The sequence below is a fragment of the Methylomonas defluvii genome (assembly GCF_033949435.1).
In the GTDB taxonomy this organism is placed as follows: Bacteria; Pseudomonadota; Gammaproteobacteria; order Methylococcales; family Methylomonadaceae; genus Methylomonas; species Methylomonas defluvii.
In genome coordinates, this window is the sequence record NZ_JAXARY010000004.1 from 69,457 (window position 1) to 87,428 (window position 17,972).

A 17,972-nucleotide genomic window follows, 5' to 3' on the forward strand; every position below is an offset into this window, starting at 1 on the left:
TAACTGAGCACAAGGCTGTGTGAACTCAACCTACGCTGAACTTACCATACTAAAAATAATGAGTTACCTCAATGAAACATAGCAACGCCATTGCGCATTTACGCCGTTTATGTTGTTCCGGACTAAGTACGGAAATCGTCATCGAAGAATTTCTCAGAGCAGTGCCAACGCTGATAGCTTCCAACAATAACACTTTCACAGGCACCGATGATAGACTCTATCCCAAATACCATATCGCCAGTTTCGACATTGGCGATATGCGGGAAATCATCCCCAATATTGCTGCCTCATTTCACACGTCAGCCCGGCAGCGTCGTGCAATCGATTGGTTCAAGAACCATATGGCCATGACCGACGCTAGAGTGTTGGAGCCAACGTTTTATCAAAGCGATTTGTACAACCTGGTCTATAAAACCTTTGATATGCACCATGTATTGTGGATGCCGGTTGCTCAAAGCGGCAAACCCCTTGGTGTACTGGGTTTGTATCGCCCGAAAACGCAGAAACCGTTTTTAAGTCGGGAACAGGAGCAATTAGGCCGATTGGTGCAATATGTCGCGCATGCCCTGAATGCAAAAGCCGCCGAAGACAATGCTTGTGGCGACAGCGGTCGCACAGGCATGATGATCCTGAATGCGAGAGGGCAAATTATCAGTCAAAGCCTGGAAGCCGAGCGCCTTATGAGCATGGCGCGTTATCCGAGACTCGTGATCGAAACCCGTAGCGAAGACCGTTTGCTGGCCAAGTTGGCGCAACTGTGCAGTCAATTAGCAGCAGTTTACCGTGGAGAAGAGGCCTCGCCACCCAGCCACTGCCATAACAATGCCTATGGCCGGTTTCTGTTCCGGGCTTACAGATTGCAAGAACACAGCGACTACCAGCAAAACCTGATCGGACTGACCATAGAGCATAAAGTACCGGTTGCGTTAATGGTATTGCGCGCCATGCAGGCATTGGCTCTTTCACCGATGCAACAAGAAGTGGCTCAGTGCATTGCTCAAGGCATGCCTTTCGAAACTATTGGTCGTCGGCTGCATATTAAGCCAACAACTGTTAAGGATCACGTCGGCAAGATATATACGAAACTGGATATATGCCAAAGAGAAGAATTACTACCGAAATTATTGGCGATGGCCAGTTAGTGTCCGCGACGGAAAAAAATCATCATCCCGCAACAATGGTGTTCGGCCGTAACGCAGTCGGTTGCCAATCGGGAGAACTGGTTGCGCCAAGATTGGTAAGCGCATTAAATTATCAGTTAGCTAACGGGAGTCAACCTACTTGCAGAGGGCTGGGTAACGATTTAAATACTCTGCCAGGCATAATCAGCCTCAAAAACAGAAATTTGAATTCAATGACTTTGTAGGTTTATGCGTCGGTTTCGTGCCACAAGACTTTATCTATAACACGTTAGGACGGAGTATCTGAATGAAAGCAAACCACGCCCTGACCTATTTGCGCCAGCTATGCTGCTCAGGTTTGAGCAAAGAAGTCGCGATTACAGAGTTTCTGAAATCATTGCCGATGTTTATTCCTTCTAATAGCAATACTTTTTCCATCGGCGACATAGGCTTGGTTCCAAACTACCACTTATCGGGATTTGACATATCCGACATGGTTCGCATAGCGCCCAGGATTATCGCCGACTACCACACCTCGGAGCGGCAGCAACGCGCTACAGCGTGGTTTGCCAGCCATCCCACTATCCACGATCCCAGAATCATGGAGAAGTCGTTTTACATGACGGATTTATATAACCTGATCTACCGGCGATACGATATGCATCATTTGCTTTGGGTGCCGGTTCCATTGGATGGCGTCAGTGCCGGTGTGTTGGGGATGTATCGAACGCCTGGGCAAAAACCATTCGATAACAAAGATCAAATGCAAATAATGTCGCTATTGCGGTATTTGGCTCATGCTTATAGGGCTAACGACACGCCGTGCGATGTTGCTCCGAATAGCTCGTCCGGCATGTTGATTTTTAATGTCAACGGAACTATTCAATACCAAAGCCCTGAAGCTCGATTATTGCTGGAACAGGCACGTTTCCCCAGAATTCAGATCGATATGCGACAACAGGACCGGCTGTTGGCCAAACTGGCCGAATTATGCGGCAATTTACAGCGGATTTTCCGTGGCCACGACGCCCCGCCACCCTCCCATATCCATAACGGCCCAAACGGACAGTTTATGTTTCGAGCATATTGGTTGAATGGCGGTGAAAGCGGACCTCAAAACTTGATCGGCATGACCGTGGAGCATCGGCAACCATTGCTGCTAAAGATATTGCAAGCCATGCGCGATATTCCGCTGACTCCAATGCAAAAAGAAGTCGGTGCACTCTTGGCCCAAGGCGTCTCGTTCGAGCAGATTGGCAAGCGGTTGAGCATCAAATACACTACTGTCAAGGACCACGTCGGCAAAATTTATGACAAATTGGAGATTCGCCAGCGTGATGAATTATTGCCAAAGTTGCTGGCCGACCACCATTAAGTTCGTTTGTTTTTTGGCGTCAAAAGCCTTAGCCCGGCTAAGCCCATACCCATCAGCACCGCTGATGCAGGCACGGGAACTGACACACGGTTGGAAAACTGCAAATCCTCCACCACAATGCCGTCTATCGACACGTTTCGAATTTGATAGAAGGCCACGCGCTTGATGGCTGCGCCGTTCACCGCCAGCGTAAAAAACTGATTGTTGCCCAAGCCGGTGCCAAACGCCTCGGCAAAATCCAGTAGAGTGCCGCCGACGTCAGCGTCGTAAGCTTCCAGCCGTAATCCATTCTCGCCAACGTCCACCCCAATCAGGCTAACGGAATTGACAGTACCGGAAAAATAGGCCTGCACCGGATTATCGGCAAACCACTGGTAAGCGTCGGCATTACTTGCGCGAATGCCGTAAGGACCCGACGAACCGGCTAATCCAAAATTGGTGACACGTTGGGCGTTGCCGAAGCTAACGCCTTGGGCCGTATAGAAATCGCCTATCAACTCATTGGCGACGCCGTCGTCGAAATTCAGCAAGGCCGCTTGCGCAGTGTTCGACAGAAGTGTGGCGCTGGCTAGCAAACAAGTAGTCAAATTGCTGCGAAATATTTTTTTGTACATTACTAAGTCTCGGTTGGTAGATTCAATATACCATCATGGATGTATAGCGATGGGCGCCGCATTGCCCAGCAGATGTTGCAACGTGGCGCGCAATTTGGCGGGATGAACGGGTTTGTGTAATAACGGAAAACCGCTGGCCTCCGCTTCACGCAGACGTTCGGGGTCGGTGTCTCCGGTAATCACCAGCACCGCAAACCGGTATCCGAACCGATGAAGCATGTCTCGCGCCACATCGACGCCGGTAACGTCGTCAGCCAGCCGATAATCGCTAACCAACAAATCAAAACCTTCCCTGCAGTCCGCCAGTTGCCGCATGGCTTCCTCGTGCGATCGGGCGGACTGGACTTTACAGCCCCAGCGGGCCAGCAAGCCGCTCATGCTTGCCAGTACGCTGTCGTCGTCATCCAGCAGCAGAATTCGCTTGTCCTGCAAGGCTGCAGTTGGCGGTGCCGGCCGGGTTTCGTGCGCCATATCTACAGGGCTGTGTTTGACCGCCAGCGGTATGTTAATCGAGAAACAGGATCCCCTGCCCAGGCTGGACTGTACTGCAACCCGGTGATGCAACAGACTTCCCAGTCTCTTGACGATGGCCAGCCCAAGCCCCAGGCCTCGCTGGCGGTTCCTGCCCGGGTTGTGTAACTGATGAAACTCCACGAAGACTTCTTTGAGTTGATCGGGTGGTATGCCGTGTCCGGTGTCGATTACCTGAATTTCCACTTGAGTTCCGCGCAAACGCGCACCAACCAACACCCGGCCGTTTTCGGTGTATCGCAAGGCATTGCCGATCAGATTGCGCAACATACGCTCGAGCATGGCCGGATCGGTTTCAACCCAATAGCGGCAAGGTCTAAAACGGACGGCATTGAGGTTCTCTTGAGCCAGCGGTTGGAACTCGGTCTTAAGCCGGGCGAAAATGTCGGCCAGCAAACAGGGTTGAAACTCCGGCTTGACCACGCCGGCATCCAGCTTCGATACGTCCAGCAGCGCATTCAACATCGAATTGATGGCGGCTATCGAATCGTCGACCTGGGCTATCAATTGCGCGGTATCCCTATCGCGCACCCGCTCCGACAACTCCCCGAAAAACAAGCCCAAGGCATGGATCGGTTGGCGCAAATCATGGCTGGCCGAAGCCAAAAAGCGGGTTTTTGCCGCATTGGCCCGTACCGCTTCCTTACGGGCGTTTTCCAGGGCCGTTTCGCGTTTGATCAAACTAGTGATGTCGGTGAAAGTAATCACCCTGCCGCCGTGCGTCAGCGGCACTTGCCGAATTTCATACACTCGGCCGTCCGCCAGGCGATATTGGGTGGTGCCCTCTGCGCTGATCTGCACCGGCGGCGTTGCTGAGTTCAAAAGCTGCGTCAACTGGGCATTGGCGTGTACCCGGCTGTCGGCGTTAGCCAGCAATTGACTGAAATGTTTATTCCACATCCTCAGTCCATCATGCTTGTCGGACATCGCAATTCCTTGCCCCATGTTTTCCAGCGCGGTTTCCAGCTGGTCTGACTTTTCTTCTGACTCTTGTCGTAGTGTGGCGTTCTCGAAACTTAGTTCCAGTACATGATTGAGCATGTTGGAGAATTTTTGTGTGTAGTAGTAACTCAGCATGGGTAAGATCAGGATGGTGATTGCCGCCGCCAAAAAACGCACGCCGCCGTCGTGTAGCAGTAAAAACGTCACGATCAGTCCATTCGGTATCGACAGCATCAATACCGCCGGAAAATATGCAAACCAGGTCATCATTGCGCCAACAGCCTGGATGATGGGCGGCAGACAAATAAATAGCACATTGGCCGGATCGTTGACATCCAGGAATAGCACTACACTCAACACCCAACTGGCGCTAGTGACCAGTCCCGCCAACAGCACTAGCGTTTTGTATCGATTGACGTTTGCGGCTAATCGATGTTTACGGGAACGGTAGTAATGCAGAATCGACCAGCGAAACAAATGCGTGAACGAAGAAAACGCAAACCAGGCCAGCAATTGCGCATGCGGTTTGGTATTCCACAAACCGAACACAATTAACAAGGAAAAAGGCATTAGCAACAATACCGACTTGCCTAGGGCTGTCGTCACCCACAAACGTTCCACTTCGATCTCGTTATGATATTTCGTTTCCATGGGGATCATAAGCATTACCTCGGCTTGATCATGCAGAGTTGGTTGATAACAGCGAAAAGCGAGTAATGTATTGTCGATTATTCACAACTTTGGCATCCATTCAAATTTTACTAAGTCACCTTCAAGAAACTGCCGCCACCTGCCTAGACAACGATTTTGGTTCGGCAAAATTACCGATTTCGTGGTTTTGTTTCGCTCTACCCGGTGAGGGTAGAGCAATGCGATTAAGTTAAGAATTCCGTAGGTGCGAATTCATTCGCACTGAGGACACTATCTCCTTGAAGCGTCTAAACGCCGGCATCGTTGTAAAGCAGGCAGCAAGCCGGTCAGAAATAGCCACGCCGAGCCCGGCAACGGGACTGCAGGCAATTCGCCGACATCACCTTGTCTAACGGCCCAAGCGTGACCATAGATATACCAGGATCCGTTATTAAAGCCATCGCGGTATAACGTTGTGCTTTGGAAATTCGAATAAGTGTACATTGAATAACTGGATATGCGAGCGGAAGTGCGATCGTCATTACCCAGCCAATAGGTGCCGATTTGTATATTTTCGAATAGCCCGTAGTTCGGGCCGTGTGCTTTGTCGATCGGAACCCCGGGCCTGCCTAATAGGCCTTCATACAGCAAACTGCCCATTTCCGAGTAAAAGTAACAATAATAGCCGGTGCAACCGCTACCGTCCTCCGGCAACCGCCAGTCGTCGAAGCCGCCGTAATCGAGATAGCTCGCCCATGCCCGCGCGCCGATCAAGGTCACTTTGCCGTCGCGCAAATAGGGATAATCTTGATCGATGAAGTCATCGTACTTCACCTCGATATCGCCCCAATTGGTGTACACGGTGCCGACAGACTGAATAATCTTACCCACCAAGTCGGGGTCTTGTGCGAGTTGCTTGCGAAGCAAATTGGCGTCGGCCAACCAAGTCAAGTTGGTATCGCTGTCGTAGATCATTGTCCCGCCTCGCCGGCTGATCAGTTCGGCCGACGCTGTGTTGGCACCAAGCGCCAGCAATGCCAATACGGCTAACAGACGGCGGAAAAATAGGGTGTTCATAGTAATCTTCATCCGAATCATCGGTAAAAAAAGCAGCGCCGGCTTAGAGGAGCCGGCGCCGGGCTAGAATGCCATCAGGGTTTGCCGGCGCATCTAAAGCTCCTGAAAAACTCCCACGCCTCCGGCGGGCGAACAACTGCTTTGCGCTTGGTGTTGCTGAGTGGGGGCCGGGGTAGGCTTAGTGGGAGGCTTGCCACCATATCCGCGGCCCGGCATGCGGGCCTCGGCAGCGACGCAAACCAAGAGGCTTAACAAGGTGATGCCGGCCAAGCGGCGAACGGTTATTTTGCGTAAATCAAGGTGTTGCATAATTTTCTCCTCACAGAATGACGTTAAAACGTGCGGCGGCCGATCATCGCGATTAAAGCCGAGCCGAACAGCCAGAAAGAACCGGGTAGCGGCACTGCTGCGACGCCGATTTCGCCGGTGGTATAAAGCCTGGAAAAATCCCAGCGCAAACCATCGGCCAAGGTGGCGAATTGAGTATCGATCCGCGCAAACTTGCCGGAGCTGCTGCCCCAATCGAACAAATCGAACACGTCGCCGACCTTGGCGTTGAAGTCGTCCCACCACATCAGTTGCAGCACGCCACCGAAATTCAAATTGCCGGCTACCAGCAGTTGGTCGAACTGATTGCCGGCGCTTAGTCCGCCGATTTCGGCCAGATACATGTTCTCGCTGCCGAAGCTGGCGTTGCCTTGTTGGCTAACCATTGCCGGCGAATCGCCCAACGACAGCCCGCCTTCGTAATAGCGATTGCCGGCGCCGCTCAGCAACGCACCGCCGCGTACCACCACTTGGTTAAAGAACACCGCGGCAGCATCACGGGCGACACGCATTTCGCTGCCGGATTGCAAGGTTACGGCGTCCCAGAAGGCGGTCTCGCCATTTCCGGAGAATACGATTTGGCCGTCTTTGGCATTGATAACGCTGCCGGATACGCTATTGGAGCCGAAGCCGATTTGGATTTGGCCATGGTTCTCCAATCCGCCGGCAAAATCGGCGTCGGCGTTTTGCAGTTGCAGTTGTCCTTGATTGAGCAATAAATGGTCGGTCTGCAAACTCGCCAGACTGCCGCCAGCGCCGATCAGTTTGATGGTTCCGTCGTTATTGGTCGCACCGCCTACCAGCCGCATTTGCTGGCCGCCGCCGACCTCAACCCTGCTGGCTGCGTCGATTTGCAGACCACCGTCCAGCGTGCCGCTGCCTATCAATGTGGCGTTTCTCAAGTTCGTACCGTCCTCGGCTGCGGTGAAACCGTCGTTCAGATTGAATGCCACCGTCCGTCCGGCGCCGCCGCTAACGGCAAGACTGCGCACATTGGCGTTGGCGCCGCCCAGAATCGTGGCGTTGCCGCCCGGGTTGATGACGACGTCGTGCGGTTGCCCGGGTGCGAAGCCGAAGCTGCCGAAACCGCCGTAATTCCAGCGTGCCGCATCGTCCCAGACTCCATTGCCGTTGCCCTGCCATTCCGGGTGCAAGGTCAACAAAAAGCCTTCGGCCTCCGCGCCGTCGTGCGAGCCGACGCCAACTACCTGACCAAAACGATTGATGCCCAGCGCGTTATGCAAGATCCAACCGTCGCCAGCCAGCCGGTTCAAATCGTAAATCCGGCCATCGTTCCACAACGTGGCGTGCAGGCTGTTATCGGCGGTGCGCGAATAACCGACAATCTGGCTGGTGTCGTTGATGTCCCAGGCTCTACTGTCGCCGCCCAGACTGCCCAGATCTTGCATGCGGCCGTTGGCGTAATGGAAGGCGTGCCGGGCGTTGTAAGTCGGATCGATGGCGACCTCACTGTAGCCCACCGCCTCGCCATTGGTGTTGAGCGCATTGACTTCGCTGAATAAACCGCCTTGCAAGGCGCCTAGCAACTCCAAACGGCCGTGGCTGTAGATGTATGCGGTCCCATAAATGTTGTTCGCATCTATGAGATAACCCGCAATATCGCCGCGGCTATTGATGGCGTTGGCAACGCTGGCCCGGTCGCTAATCGCATGCCGGCCGACTTGGCTGATAGCGCCATTACTATATATCACAGCCCCAGGCTCCTCTCCGATAGCATGATCGGTACCGGCCACGCTGCCTTGGTCATTGATTACCCAGCCGGCAACGTTGCGGGTATCGGTAAACAAGCCAGTCATCTCAATGTCGTCAGAACGATAGATAAACACCTTGCCGCTGTAAGGATCGTTGGCGTCGAAATTGGCCGAGGCGAGGACTTCGCCACGGTTGTTGATCGCATAGCCCTGGGCGGATTTGCCATCCACGGTTATTTCCCGGATGCTGCCGTTGCGGTAAATGTAGGAACGTGCCGTGCTTTCCTCGCGATCCTTGCCGGGTAAATTGTTCACCAGCAGAATTTGGCCTTGATCGTTGATATCGCGCGCCACACTGGTTTGATCGCCGTGCAAGCCGAGGCCGGTAAAAGCGTAACGCGGCGCGGTTCTGGCCGGCGCTGCCAGGATTAACCCGGCGCCGAGCAATGCGAGCGATACCCGGCGGCATTGAAATAGGGGTGAAGATATGACGTTCATAAAAGTCCTCGAATAAGGTGCGGCCGGGCGTTATGGCGAGGCCGCTAGGGTTGAGAATCAGGCCTTGGCGGCGTGCCGACCGACTTCAGGATAAGTAGTAATTTGATGTTCTTGCCGTCGGCATGGGCGTTGAACAAATAAAATGGCCGACCGCAGACTTGATCGAATACACCGGGGCTGCAGACGCGATTCGTCTCGCAGATGCAATTCCACCGACACTTCATAGCCGGTATCGCTTAATTCGCTGTAAAAGTGTTGGGTCAGACCAGAAAAGGCAGCGAAAACTAATATGCGCATAGCGTTCTCCTGATGCTTTTTTATTGCGATATGTTTATCAAGCGGATACCGGTTTACGGTGCAGCAAATAGTCGCGTTAACTTGGTTTCAATTAAGCCCATTGCCCCCCTTCGTCGGGATCGTCGTCGTTACCCCAAGCCAGTGGCGGGGCTGTTAGTATCTGACTGGCCGATTCGTTCTGTCCGGGATCTGCCTGGAGACCGGCCTTAGCCGTAGCGATGATCGCGCTAAAAACGACAATACCCAGCCATCCGAATAGAACTGATGAATTACGAAATTGGAAGAAATTTGAGGACATGATGATTACTCCTTATAGAACTATGAAAACCTAAATAGCCGAGTTGGCTCGTTAGGTTGTAAGGTAGCAATCTTAGGGGGTTAAATCGCCCTCCTCGAGGAGGGTATTCGGTGAATACATAGAGTCTATATTTGTTTTTCGAACGTGATATACGCTAGGAATAGGCCATTTAGCATGAAAATAGCTAAAGATGGCGAAAAGTATCTGCAATTTTATGTAACGGGAAGGTTGTCGTTGAGCGCTGTGTGGGTCTGTAACTCACAATACAAGCTTTAACTTACGGCCACCGGTAACGGCAAAGCCTTCGCGCTCATAAAAAATTAAGGTCCTGGAAAATTGCGGAAGCGACGGGGTTGTCACCTCCAAACGTTTCCATCCGCCTGATTCCCCGAAAGTCTTTGCCCGAGAAATCAGCTGCTTGCCTACGTTTTTCGACCGGTACGCCGGACGAACATAAAGCTCGGGTAGTGTGCCAAAGATACCTTCAGCGTAAAGCGCGTAGCTTTCATAGAGGGTTATAAAACCAATGGGTTTGATGCTACCTTGCCGTGCGACAAATACGAAATATTTGTCACGTTTTAGGAAATCCCGGAGGCGGACTGCCGTGTTATCCAATTCAAAATTAAACGCCTTGACGCCAATAGCGTCCGAAATTTCTGTCAGCAACTCACCAACCATGACAGCAACTTCAAAAGAATCGCCGATATTGGCTCTTTCAATAATTATATCGCCACTCATACTATTACTCGGTTCACACATTGTTTTGGGCTATGGAATATCAAGTTTGCAAGCTTATTATTCATCCGCACCTGTTGGGAAACGAAATCTCAAGAACGACGCAGCCGGTATCCGTTTTGAAGGGGCCATGTAATTCGCCTGGCGGACGGCTGGCGTAGTGGCCGGCTTCCAGCCACAAATCGCAAGCGGCGTCGTAAAGTCGGCCACTGACAACAAATACCTCTTCGAGGTAAACGTGGCGTTTGCCGCCAAAAGGCGTAGTGTCGGCCCCAGGCACAAACCGGGTCAGACGCGTGTACTCGCCGGTTTTTGCGTCGATACTCAGAGTCAGTTGTTCCGCTATGCCTTCCAGACCCGGGACGGCTTGCCAAGCATCCCGGTTGGCTGGCCAAAGTGGATTCCAATAGCGGCGGGTGGTCTTCGGCATGGATTTTTGCGCAGCAACCAAGCGGTAAACTAATTATGGCAAGCCATACAAAATTGCGGCGCTCAATAGCAAGCCCGTCAGATGATAACCGCCGACCACGGCGGCATACAGGGCGGGTTTCGGCATATTAGGCGAGATGGCATTGATACCGGTGATGCTGGCGCCGTATCCGGCCCCGACCAGAAAACCGAGCTTTAATGCTTGAATTAGCGATGCCGGCTGGATTAAATCGAACAGAAATGCGGTGGCAAAACTGGTTTTTACGCAGCCCGTCAGGGGGCCAAGATAATAGACGGCGGCCGGACGCCACTTTTCGGGGCGGGCAAAGCCGACGGCTTTATCCCATTGCTTGCCGAAAAGTGGAGAAAACCAGATACCACCCAATGCAAAATAAGCCATGCCGGCGATGACGAGAGAGAGAACAGTCATAAGCAACAACCTAATTGGATGGCGTCTGCAGCGTCTAGTAATAGACCAGAGAAGCCGTACAACTTAAATCAATATATTTCGATGCATTCACCACGCCGTTAAACGGTTGGCCGGTAAACGGCGTCGAAATTTTGGTCAATATCAGCTGGCTGGCAAAGCGTTTCGCTTCCCCGCCTAGATTGATTTGCGGAATCACGACCGAGGCGTGGTTGATGTGCGAATCCGGGACGTGCTGCAGCACTGCTTCCCACAATTCACCGATCAGAGTCAATTCCACGGTGATGTCCTGCTCTTTGAAGGAATAGCTTTGCTTGCCCAACTCCAGATTCAGGACCGTAGCGGCCGGCATAATGCCCACTTCCGCCTTGCTGCCGATGCTTAAAGTCAGGCTCGCGCCTCTGCCAGTACACTCGTAGAAGTTGGGCTGTTGCTCCGCTTCAGCGGCGTTGGCCAAACTTACCCAGAACAAAGAGGCGATAATCATTAATGTGTATTTCTGTTTCATAACCTGCTCCAAAATGTAAATCTGAAAAAATCGGACGCCTTTACGGCAGACCGTGCTTTACCGAGCTAAAACCGTCTTTTCTAACGGTTTTTCTCGGCGGCATTACAATAGCGTCAAACCCTATTCCCTGCTACCCCCCTCAGGTAGGGTAAATTGCGCTGGGCCTGGTACTTCACCGTGTGATTATTCGCACTAAAACTTCCGGATTTTCCAGCGTTTTAAAATTAGGTTTTTTCGATAGTCTGAACTATGAAAACAAAAAGGCTCTTACCTTGTTCAAACTATTTGAACGCCGGTTTATCGAAACGGGGAAGCGGGGAGTCGAAAAACCGGCGGACAGAATTGATCGAAGGGTTACTGCGGCCAGAGTGGTGTACTGCCTTCATAGGTCAGGATTAACAACAGATCGTCGAACTCTTCGTTCTTGAAGCGAGTCCTCATCTCGGGGGTGTCGGGCAGCTTCAATTGCCATTGACCTGCCGGCGATTTGCCGATCAACGGTATCCAGGCGCTGGCATTACCGCGACGGGTGCTGGCCGTGCCGTCGACCGTAGCGTCCACGCTGCCGCCGATGGCCAGCGTTTCGCCGTCGGGTGTCAGTAGAAGCTGGATATTGCCGATCTCGTCGCCCTGGCCGTTTTTTCTGACGAAGGCAAGCAGCACTTGTCTGATTCGTACATCTTGCAGATTCGGCGGAAAATCATCCGTCCGGAGGCTGAAAACTATCGCCATCGGCGTGGCTGTTTGTTCCGGATTGTGTAGGTCGTACCAGGCATCGACGAATTGGTCGCGCAGGCTGAACATCCGTTCAGCACTGATGCTGTCGTCCAGCTGCTGGATCACCTGTTTGCGATAGGTGAAGTTTTGCAGCGCGGTATATTCCACCGTAAACTGGACATCGGCAATGCTGCGAAAATCGAAGGGATTGGCCGCCCTGGGCAGTTGCAATTCCCAGTGGGTATCGACGCCCATGCTTTCGAAAGGCAACAGCATGCCGGCTTCCGGCTCGAGATCCAGCAGGCCGGTGGCATTGCTGGGCGAGGTAAAGGCAATCAGTTCCGGGTCGCGGCGCACCAGGATCGATTGAAACATGTCTCCGCCTGTGACGATCCGGGAAATGCCGGAGGCGATCAAGGTGGCGCGAACCCCTTGCACCGGCGGTACCAGCGCGACGATGGAAATTCGAATGCGTTTGATCAGGCGCAGATAATGTCCCGGAAAGCTTTGATCGAACAGTGTCATTGGCGTGGCAAAAGGCAGGCGGCCGCTGTCGCGAAAGCGCTGGAATTCTGCTGGAAACAAGCGGGCCAGCGAAAAGGTTTCCGCCAGTTGCAGCTTGCGGCGATTGCTTTCAAAGGCAAATTCGTCGAGGCGGGTGATGTCCTGCAACAAGCGCACCGAGCCGGTCAAACCCAGCCGATCCGGCTGATTGTTTTGATTGCCGGTCGTTTGGCCTGAATCGTCGCCGACTTCCCAATAGTCGCCCTTGATGAAGGCCGGCGGCGTTTCCTGGCGCTCGAATGCCAATTGATACTCCGCCAGTTGCGCCATGGCCGTTGCCTGCTGCAGAAAATAACTGTAGGCACCGCCGAGTATGCCGCTCATCCAGCTATATAGCTCTTCGTTGGTGAATTTGGTTGCCAGGAAATCGAGCGTGGCCTGGGCCTGCTTGTATTGGGTATCGGCAATCAGTTGTTCTTTCAGCGCGATGTCCTTCTGGGTACCGGCCAGCAGCACTTGTTGCTCACCAATGGCGATCTCGCTGTCGGCCAATTGCCGCTGCAACTGCCATTCCTGGCGCCGGCGTTCGAAACTGGCTTTCGCTGAACTGACTTGCGCCAGCGTTTCGGCGGCAATCTGCCCCGATGCGGCAAACAGCTTTTCCTGCGTAGCCATAATCACCGCCGCAGCCGCCGCGGTTGCCGCCCCTCCGCCAGTCACCCCTCCTGCTGCGGCGCTTACCGCGGTTTGGGCAATCGTCAGCTTGGCATCCATCATCGCCGAGGCAAGGCCAAACCCCCCTGCTGCCACATAACTGCCTATCATGGTTTGTTCCCAGCCATTCAAACCTTCGTCCAGCCAATCCTGATAGGTATCACGCTGGATGGCGGAGCGCTCCCGCTGGCGTTCGGCCAGACCAATGCCTTGGTCGGCTTCCTTGATTCGCAAGCCATGAAGCTCCTTGCCGGCATCGGCCAACTTCAAATCCTGGTCGGCCTTGCGCCGGCTGTAGGATTCGGCATCGCGTTTTTCCATAGCCGCCAGGAAAGCTTGTTCAACTTGTTGAGCGATACTCACCAGATTTTTGGCCCGCTCGATCAATACGCCATAGCGGTAGGGCGTAGGCCGGAACAGGCGCTGTTCGCCAGTGGTTGGCAGGCGATCCAGCGACAATGATGGTTGAACCGGCGGCGCCGTCGGGCGTTCTATGCCGGCGATGTTGCGACCGCTACGCAGTTTCAGCAGGTTGAGCTCTGCCCGCATTTTCAACGCCTGCGGTACCGGGTTGGGCGGAAACGGATGAGACGTGGCGTTGGCCGGGGTTGGCGACTGCATTTCCGGCAAGGCCAGCAATTCCAGAGCGGTTGCATATAATGTGCGCGCCCGAGCCAAAGACTCCCCTTCGTCGCGGGTGAATTCGGCATCGGCAAAATCCAGATAACAGCGAACCAACGTCATCAGGGTAAAGCGCGTATGCGCACTGGCGCGAAATGCGGCGATTTCGTGCGGATTAAGTCCCACTCGCAGCCAGTTGTCGGGATTGCGTTGATACTGGGTCGGTATGGTTTCCTCCAGCAGCAAGCCGCGATAAATCTTGCGTTGGCCGAGCGCCAGATGATCGGTGTAGAAGGTCTCGATCCAATCCAGCGCCGTCAGAAAGTGACCGGCTTTCTGCAATTGCAAGGCCAATGCCATCGGTACGAAGTAAAAAATCTCCCGCAGATAATTGGGAACCAAGGCTGGATCGCTGATACTGCCGAACAGATCGCGGATTAGCGTGTCGCGGCGACTGGCCAATTCGCTGTCGGTCAACTGTTCGGTGATCACCAATGTGCCTTTGCGTAACGGCGGCGGCAAATCGGCCAGTAATTCTGCAGTCAGCGCCTGGTGATAGAGGTCGGCCTGTTTTCGAGCCTGGGTTGGCGTCAGCCGGGGAAAGTTGCGCAGATCTGCGATCAACTTTCGGTAAGCCTCGCTTTGCGCGGCGGCCGGGCGCAGTTCCGGCAACAGAAAACTTTCCGGATAAGCAAACACGCGAATCGCCGCGTTCCAGGTGGCGTACCCCCCCATCCAGCGCCATTCTTCGTCGAAATCGGCCTCGTGATAAGGCTTGGCCGGATCGATAGCCAAAACCCAGCCAGCAGCGGGATTGGTTGCGCCCAACACGGGTGCCTGATCCTTGACGCGACCGGTGCGCAGGGCCAGCATGGTTTCCTGCAAGGTTTCCAGCGCCTGTTGCGCGCGAGTGGTACGCTGCTGGCCGCTGCTTTTGCAGTCGATACCCAGCTCCCGCGTCAGCAGTTCGGCGATACTCTGGCTATCGCGATCACGAGCAATGGCAGCGATACAGGCTTGTCTCAATAATGGCAATGCCTCCGCTTCCGTAGCCTCCACTACGGCTTGCATCGCTTCGCGCAAGGTTTGTTCTTGTTGCTGCCGCGCATCCAGGGTGCGACGCCAAGCTTGACGGGCTTGCAAGCTTGCCCGCCATTTCGGCAACACTACCTGAGCCGAACGCGCTGGAGCGGCTAGTTCGAAATGGTCCGGCCCCAGGATCAGACCCTTTTGCCGCTCTTCGGCCCGCCAGGTCGCGCTCAAGCCGAGCTTGCGAACCTGACACAGAATGGCGTAGACATCCTGCCATTCGGCGTCCAGCACACTTTCGGCAGCGGCCAGCTGGCGAATTCGGAGCAAATGCAGGAATGACAGGATGGTCAGCAATTTCTCGCGCAGCGCCAAATCGATCGCATTGCCAAGCTGGCGTTGTTCGGCCAGCAACAATAATGCTTCGATTGGGCCCAGCACTTCGGCAACGATATGGTCGAATGCGGCCAGTTGGCTGGCTTGCGCTTTACGCGCTGTATCCAGTGCCGCCACATGCGCCGTCAGATCGTTTGCGCGCGCCAGCCAAAGGTCGTAGGCTGGTTGACCGGCGCTTGGGGTGCGAAAATCGACTATGCCCAGAAGATCGGGGTCGATGATCGGTAAAGGCGTACCAAAAGCCGATTGCGCGGCATCGTCCTGTTGTTGCCAGCCGTTGCGTAATTGCTCTTTTTGCCAAACCAGTAATTGCGGTTCCGGCAGCAGGCTGTCAGCCAGCGGTTTGACGGTGCTTTCTTCCAGACCGAATAGGGTTTTGAGTTTATCCTCGCTGATGTCGGTGGGTTGAAGCAACAGTTGATCCAGCCGGTCCGGGCGGAAGCCGGCCAGTTCGATCCCGAGCCGGTTGGCCAATGCCCGGCGCGCCGGCTCATCGGCGACCCGTGCCAGGCGGATGTCGTCGAAGGAAACGCCCAAGTGACGCAACGCGGCGAAATAAGCTGCCTGACGATACACTGCCTCGGCTGGCGCAGGAATTTCCCGACCGTTTAGCGATAAATAGCGGCGCAACACTTCAATGCTCAAGCGGACTTGGCTGGTGACTCGATTGGCAACCACGCGGTTGTCGCGGGTGACCAATTCCGTAAACCGCTGATGATAGGTATCCGCCAATAGTTGCCGGTCGATGAACGGCGCATCGTCTCCACGTTTGATGCGATGGGTGGCGAATTCCAAAAGATCGTCCAGATAGGCGGCCTGACTGAACACCGCCTCGGGATCTTTGGGTTGGAACGGTTCGGCGACCACGACGCCAAGTTGCAAAGTGACGACATTGCCGACCGCAGTAGCCTTGTCCATCGCGCGCACGGTGATGGTGCGATTGCCGGCAGTGGTGACCGGAACTTGCGCGCTCCAGGTTGACCAATCGCCGTCAGCCCTGGGCGTGGCGGCGGTATAGGCGGATTGGCCGTCGAGCGACCATTCCACCCGCGCGACGCCGGTCTGGGTATCCGCTGCGCTGCCACGCAAAGCGATGCTGACCGAGCCGTTTGCCAGTACGAAGGTTTCGCCTTCATACGGGCTGTCTATATTGAGGGTTGGCGCGGTCATGTCGCCCACGCGCACAGCAACGTTTTGGATCGGACCGATATTACCCACGTTGTCGCGCCCGCGTAACTCCACATTGTGTACGCCCAAACCCAGCAAGGGGACCGAGGCCGACCAATTAGTGGTGCCGCTGGCAGGGCTGAACACGCCATCGCCAACGCGCCACTCCACGGCCGCCACGCCGGCAGCATTATCGCTGGCGGTGCCGGTAATGGTGGCGATATAGGGTGGTGCTGGTCTTACGACGTCGGCTGGCCGATTGATGAGTAGGGTCGGCGGCCTGGTATCGATGGTTACGGTTTGCGAGTCTTGAGCTTGCCCAGCCTCATTGGGCGAATCGGCGGCGGATACCGTGGCGGTGATGGTCAGCAGCCCATCGATAGCGCCATTCACCATCAACGACCAATTGGACCAAGGCGTTTCCGCCGGCCCAGTCGGGGTAGCCGCAACCGGCGCGGCATTACCAAGCCGCACGCTGACATTGGTAATGTTGTAGGTTGCATCCCTTACAAACAGGCCCGTTTCTCCGGGTATGTCTTTTAACAATACGCAGGATGCAGTGCCGGTTAAACTAAAACTCCCGTTCAGGACCGCGTTCGCTGCTGGCGCAGTGATCTGAACCGAGGGAACCAGGTAGTACCTGATGGTTGGAACAGCCATAAGTGACTCCGTTGTGCTATCGAATTTACGGTCGCTCGCGGGCAAAAATAGCCCAGAACGGCGGGTTTAAATCTTTGTTGGTGCGAATTGCGCTGGGACGGCAATGTGTTGGTTTATTGTTAAACCCGGCCCTTTTCAGCCAACCTTTCCAATTGCGATCAAGTGATTTCCTGCTTTTACCGACGGCTTTACCGTCCATCGGAACAGTCGGTCCGACATCGTTTTGACTCTAAAACTTTATCTCCGGCGACAATCTGGCCACGCCGTCGCCATAGACGTCGTAAGTGACATCAGTGGTTTGCGCGACCTTGATTTGCATCCGCGCGTAGCCGAGCGAGCCGAGGCCGACGTCGAGTTTTTTGTAGTCGAAACCGTCCAGGGTTTGCTTCTGCCGATCGAAACCGAGCCAACCGTAACCGTAGCGCACCTTGATTTGCGCGCCGGGCGGAGACTTGAAAAAGGCAATGCCTTTGGCGTTCCAGAACGATTCCAGCGTGCGCCAGTCGCCGCTGCTGATGTGTTTGGTTTTGATCATGGTTTATTCCCCGTAATGTTTTGGTTTTGTGTTTAAGCTTCAATTTACCCTAGGGCATAAAAGCGGCAGCGTAATCGGAGGAACGAATGCCACAATGCGTCCGATTAC

The 17,972-nt window shown here is 54.2% G+C and carries 16 protein-coding genes; 2 read left to right on the top strand and 14 right to left on the bottom strand.

Annotated features, from left to right (window positions below):
- Positions 1 to 71: 71 nt before the first annotated feature.
- Together QLH52_RS05805 and QLH52_RS05810 are read left to right on the top strand one after the other, a co-directional pair.
- On the top strand, positions 72 to 1,142 hold the full coding sequence (locus QLH52_RS05805) for a helix-turn-helix transcriptional regulator (RefSeq protein ID WP_319960885.1): 1,071 nt from the start codon (positions 72 to 74) through the stop codon (positions 1,140 to 1,142).
- Between the two features lie 286 nt (positions 1,143 to 1,428).
- A complete protein-coding gene (locus tag QLH52_RS05810; RefSeq protein ID WP_319960886.1) occupies positions 1,429 to 2,496 on the top strand; it encodes a helix-turn-helix transcriptional regulator in 1,068 nt (355 codons plus the stop codon).
- Here QLH52_RS05810 and QLH52_RS05815 read toward each other — a convergent pair.
- The 14 genes from QLH52_RS05815 to QLH52_RS05880 all read right to left on the bottom strand — a co-directional run bounded on the left by QLH52_RS05815 (position 2,493) and on the right by QLH52_RS05880 (position 17,864).
- The gene (locus tag QLH52_RS05815) at positions 2,493 to 3,110 is read right to left on the bottom strand and encodes a hypothetical protein (RefSeq protein ID WP_319960887.1); all 618 of its coding nucleotides are present in this window, start codon (positions 3,108 to 3,110) and stop codon (positions 2,493 to 2,495) included. The genes QLH52_RS05810 and QLH52_RS05815 overlap by 4 nt on opposite strands.
- Before the next feature lie 33 nt (positions 3,111 to 3,143).
- Entirely contained in the window at positions 3,144 to 5,234 is a 2,091-nt protein-coding gene (locus QLH52_RS05820; protein ID WP_319960888.1) for an ATP-binding protein, read from the bottom strand.
- A 270-nt stretch (positions 5,235 to 5,504) separates the two neighbouring features.
- Positions 5,505 to 6,290, bottom strand: a complete 786-nt coding sequence (locus QLH52_RS05825; protein ID WP_319960889.1) for a hypothetical protein — start codon at positions 6,288 to 6,290, stop codon at positions 5,505 to 5,507.
- Positions 6,291 to 6,383: 93 nt separating this feature from the next.
- A complete protein-coding gene (locus QLH52_RS05830) occupies positions 6,384 to 6,599 on the bottom strand; it encodes a hypothetical protein (protein ID WP_319960890.1) in 216 nt (71 codons plus the stop codon).
- A 23-nt stretch (positions 6,600 to 6,622) separates the two neighbouring features.
- Entirely contained in the window at positions 6,623 to 8,827 is a 2,205-nt protein-coding gene (locus QLH52_RS05835; RefSeq protein ID WP_319960891.1) for a hypothetical protein, read from the bottom strand.
- 57 nt (positions 8,828 to 8,884) lie between these two features.
- Entirely contained in the window at positions 8,885 to 9,124 is a 240-nt protein-coding gene (locus QLH52_RS05840; protein ID WP_319960892.1) for a formyl transferase, read from the bottom strand.
- A 91-nt stretch (positions 9,125 to 9,215) separates the two neighbouring features.
- Complete coding sequence (locus QLH52_RS05845) at positions 9,216 to 9,422, bottom strand: hypothetical protein (RefSeq protein WP_319960893.1); 207 nt, start codon at positions 9,420 to 9,422, stop codon at positions 9,216 to 9,218.
- Positions 9,423 to 9,680: 258 nt separating this feature from the next.
- Complete coding sequence (locus QLH52_RS05850; RefSeq protein ID WP_319960894.1) at positions 9,681 to 10,160, bottom strand: GNAT family N-acetyltransferase; 480 nt, start codon at positions 10,158 to 10,160, stop codon at positions 9,681 to 9,683.
- A gap of 61 nt (positions 10,161 to 10,221) precedes the next feature.
- Entirely contained in the window at positions 10,222 to 10,587 is a 366-nt protein-coding gene (locus QLH52_RS05855) for a cupin domain-containing protein (protein ID WP_319960895.1), read from the bottom strand.
- 33 nt (positions 10,588 to 10,620) lie between these two features.
- Positions 10,621 to 11,016 (bottom strand): DUF1761 domain-containing protein, encoded by a 396-nt coding sequence (locus tag QLH52_RS05860; RefSeq protein ID WP_319960896.1) that lies wholly within the window; start codon positions 11,014 to 11,016, stop codon positions 10,621 to 10,623.
- A 34-nt stretch (positions 11,017 to 11,050) separates the two neighbouring features.
- Entirely contained in the window at positions 11,051 to 11,521 is a 471-nt protein-coding gene (locus QLH52_RS05865; RefSeq protein ID WP_319960897.1) for a hypothetical protein, read from the bottom strand.
- Between the two features lie 354 nt (positions 11,522 to 11,875).
- Positions 11,876 to 17,329, bottom strand: a complete 5,454-nt coding sequence (locus QLH52_RS05870; RefSeq protein WP_319960898.1) for a Tc toxin subunit A-related protein — start codon at positions 17,327 to 17,329, stop codon at positions 11,876 to 11,878.
- A gap of 25 nt (positions 17,330 to 17,354) precedes the next feature.
- Positions 17,355 to 17,528, bottom strand: coding sequence for a hypothetical protein (locus tag QLH52_RS05875; RefSeq protein ID WP_319960899.1), 174 nt, complete (start codon positions 17,526 to 17,528; stop codon positions 17,355 to 17,357).
- A gap of 30 nt (positions 17,529 to 17,558) precedes the next feature.
- The gene (locus tag QLH52_RS05880) at positions 17,559 to 17,864 is read right to left on the bottom strand and encodes a hypothetical protein (protein WP_319960900.1); all 306 of its coding nucleotides are present in this window, start codon (positions 17,862 to 17,864) and stop codon (positions 17,559 to 17,561) included.
- Between the last annotated feature and the right edge of the window lie 108 nt (positions 17,865 to 17,972).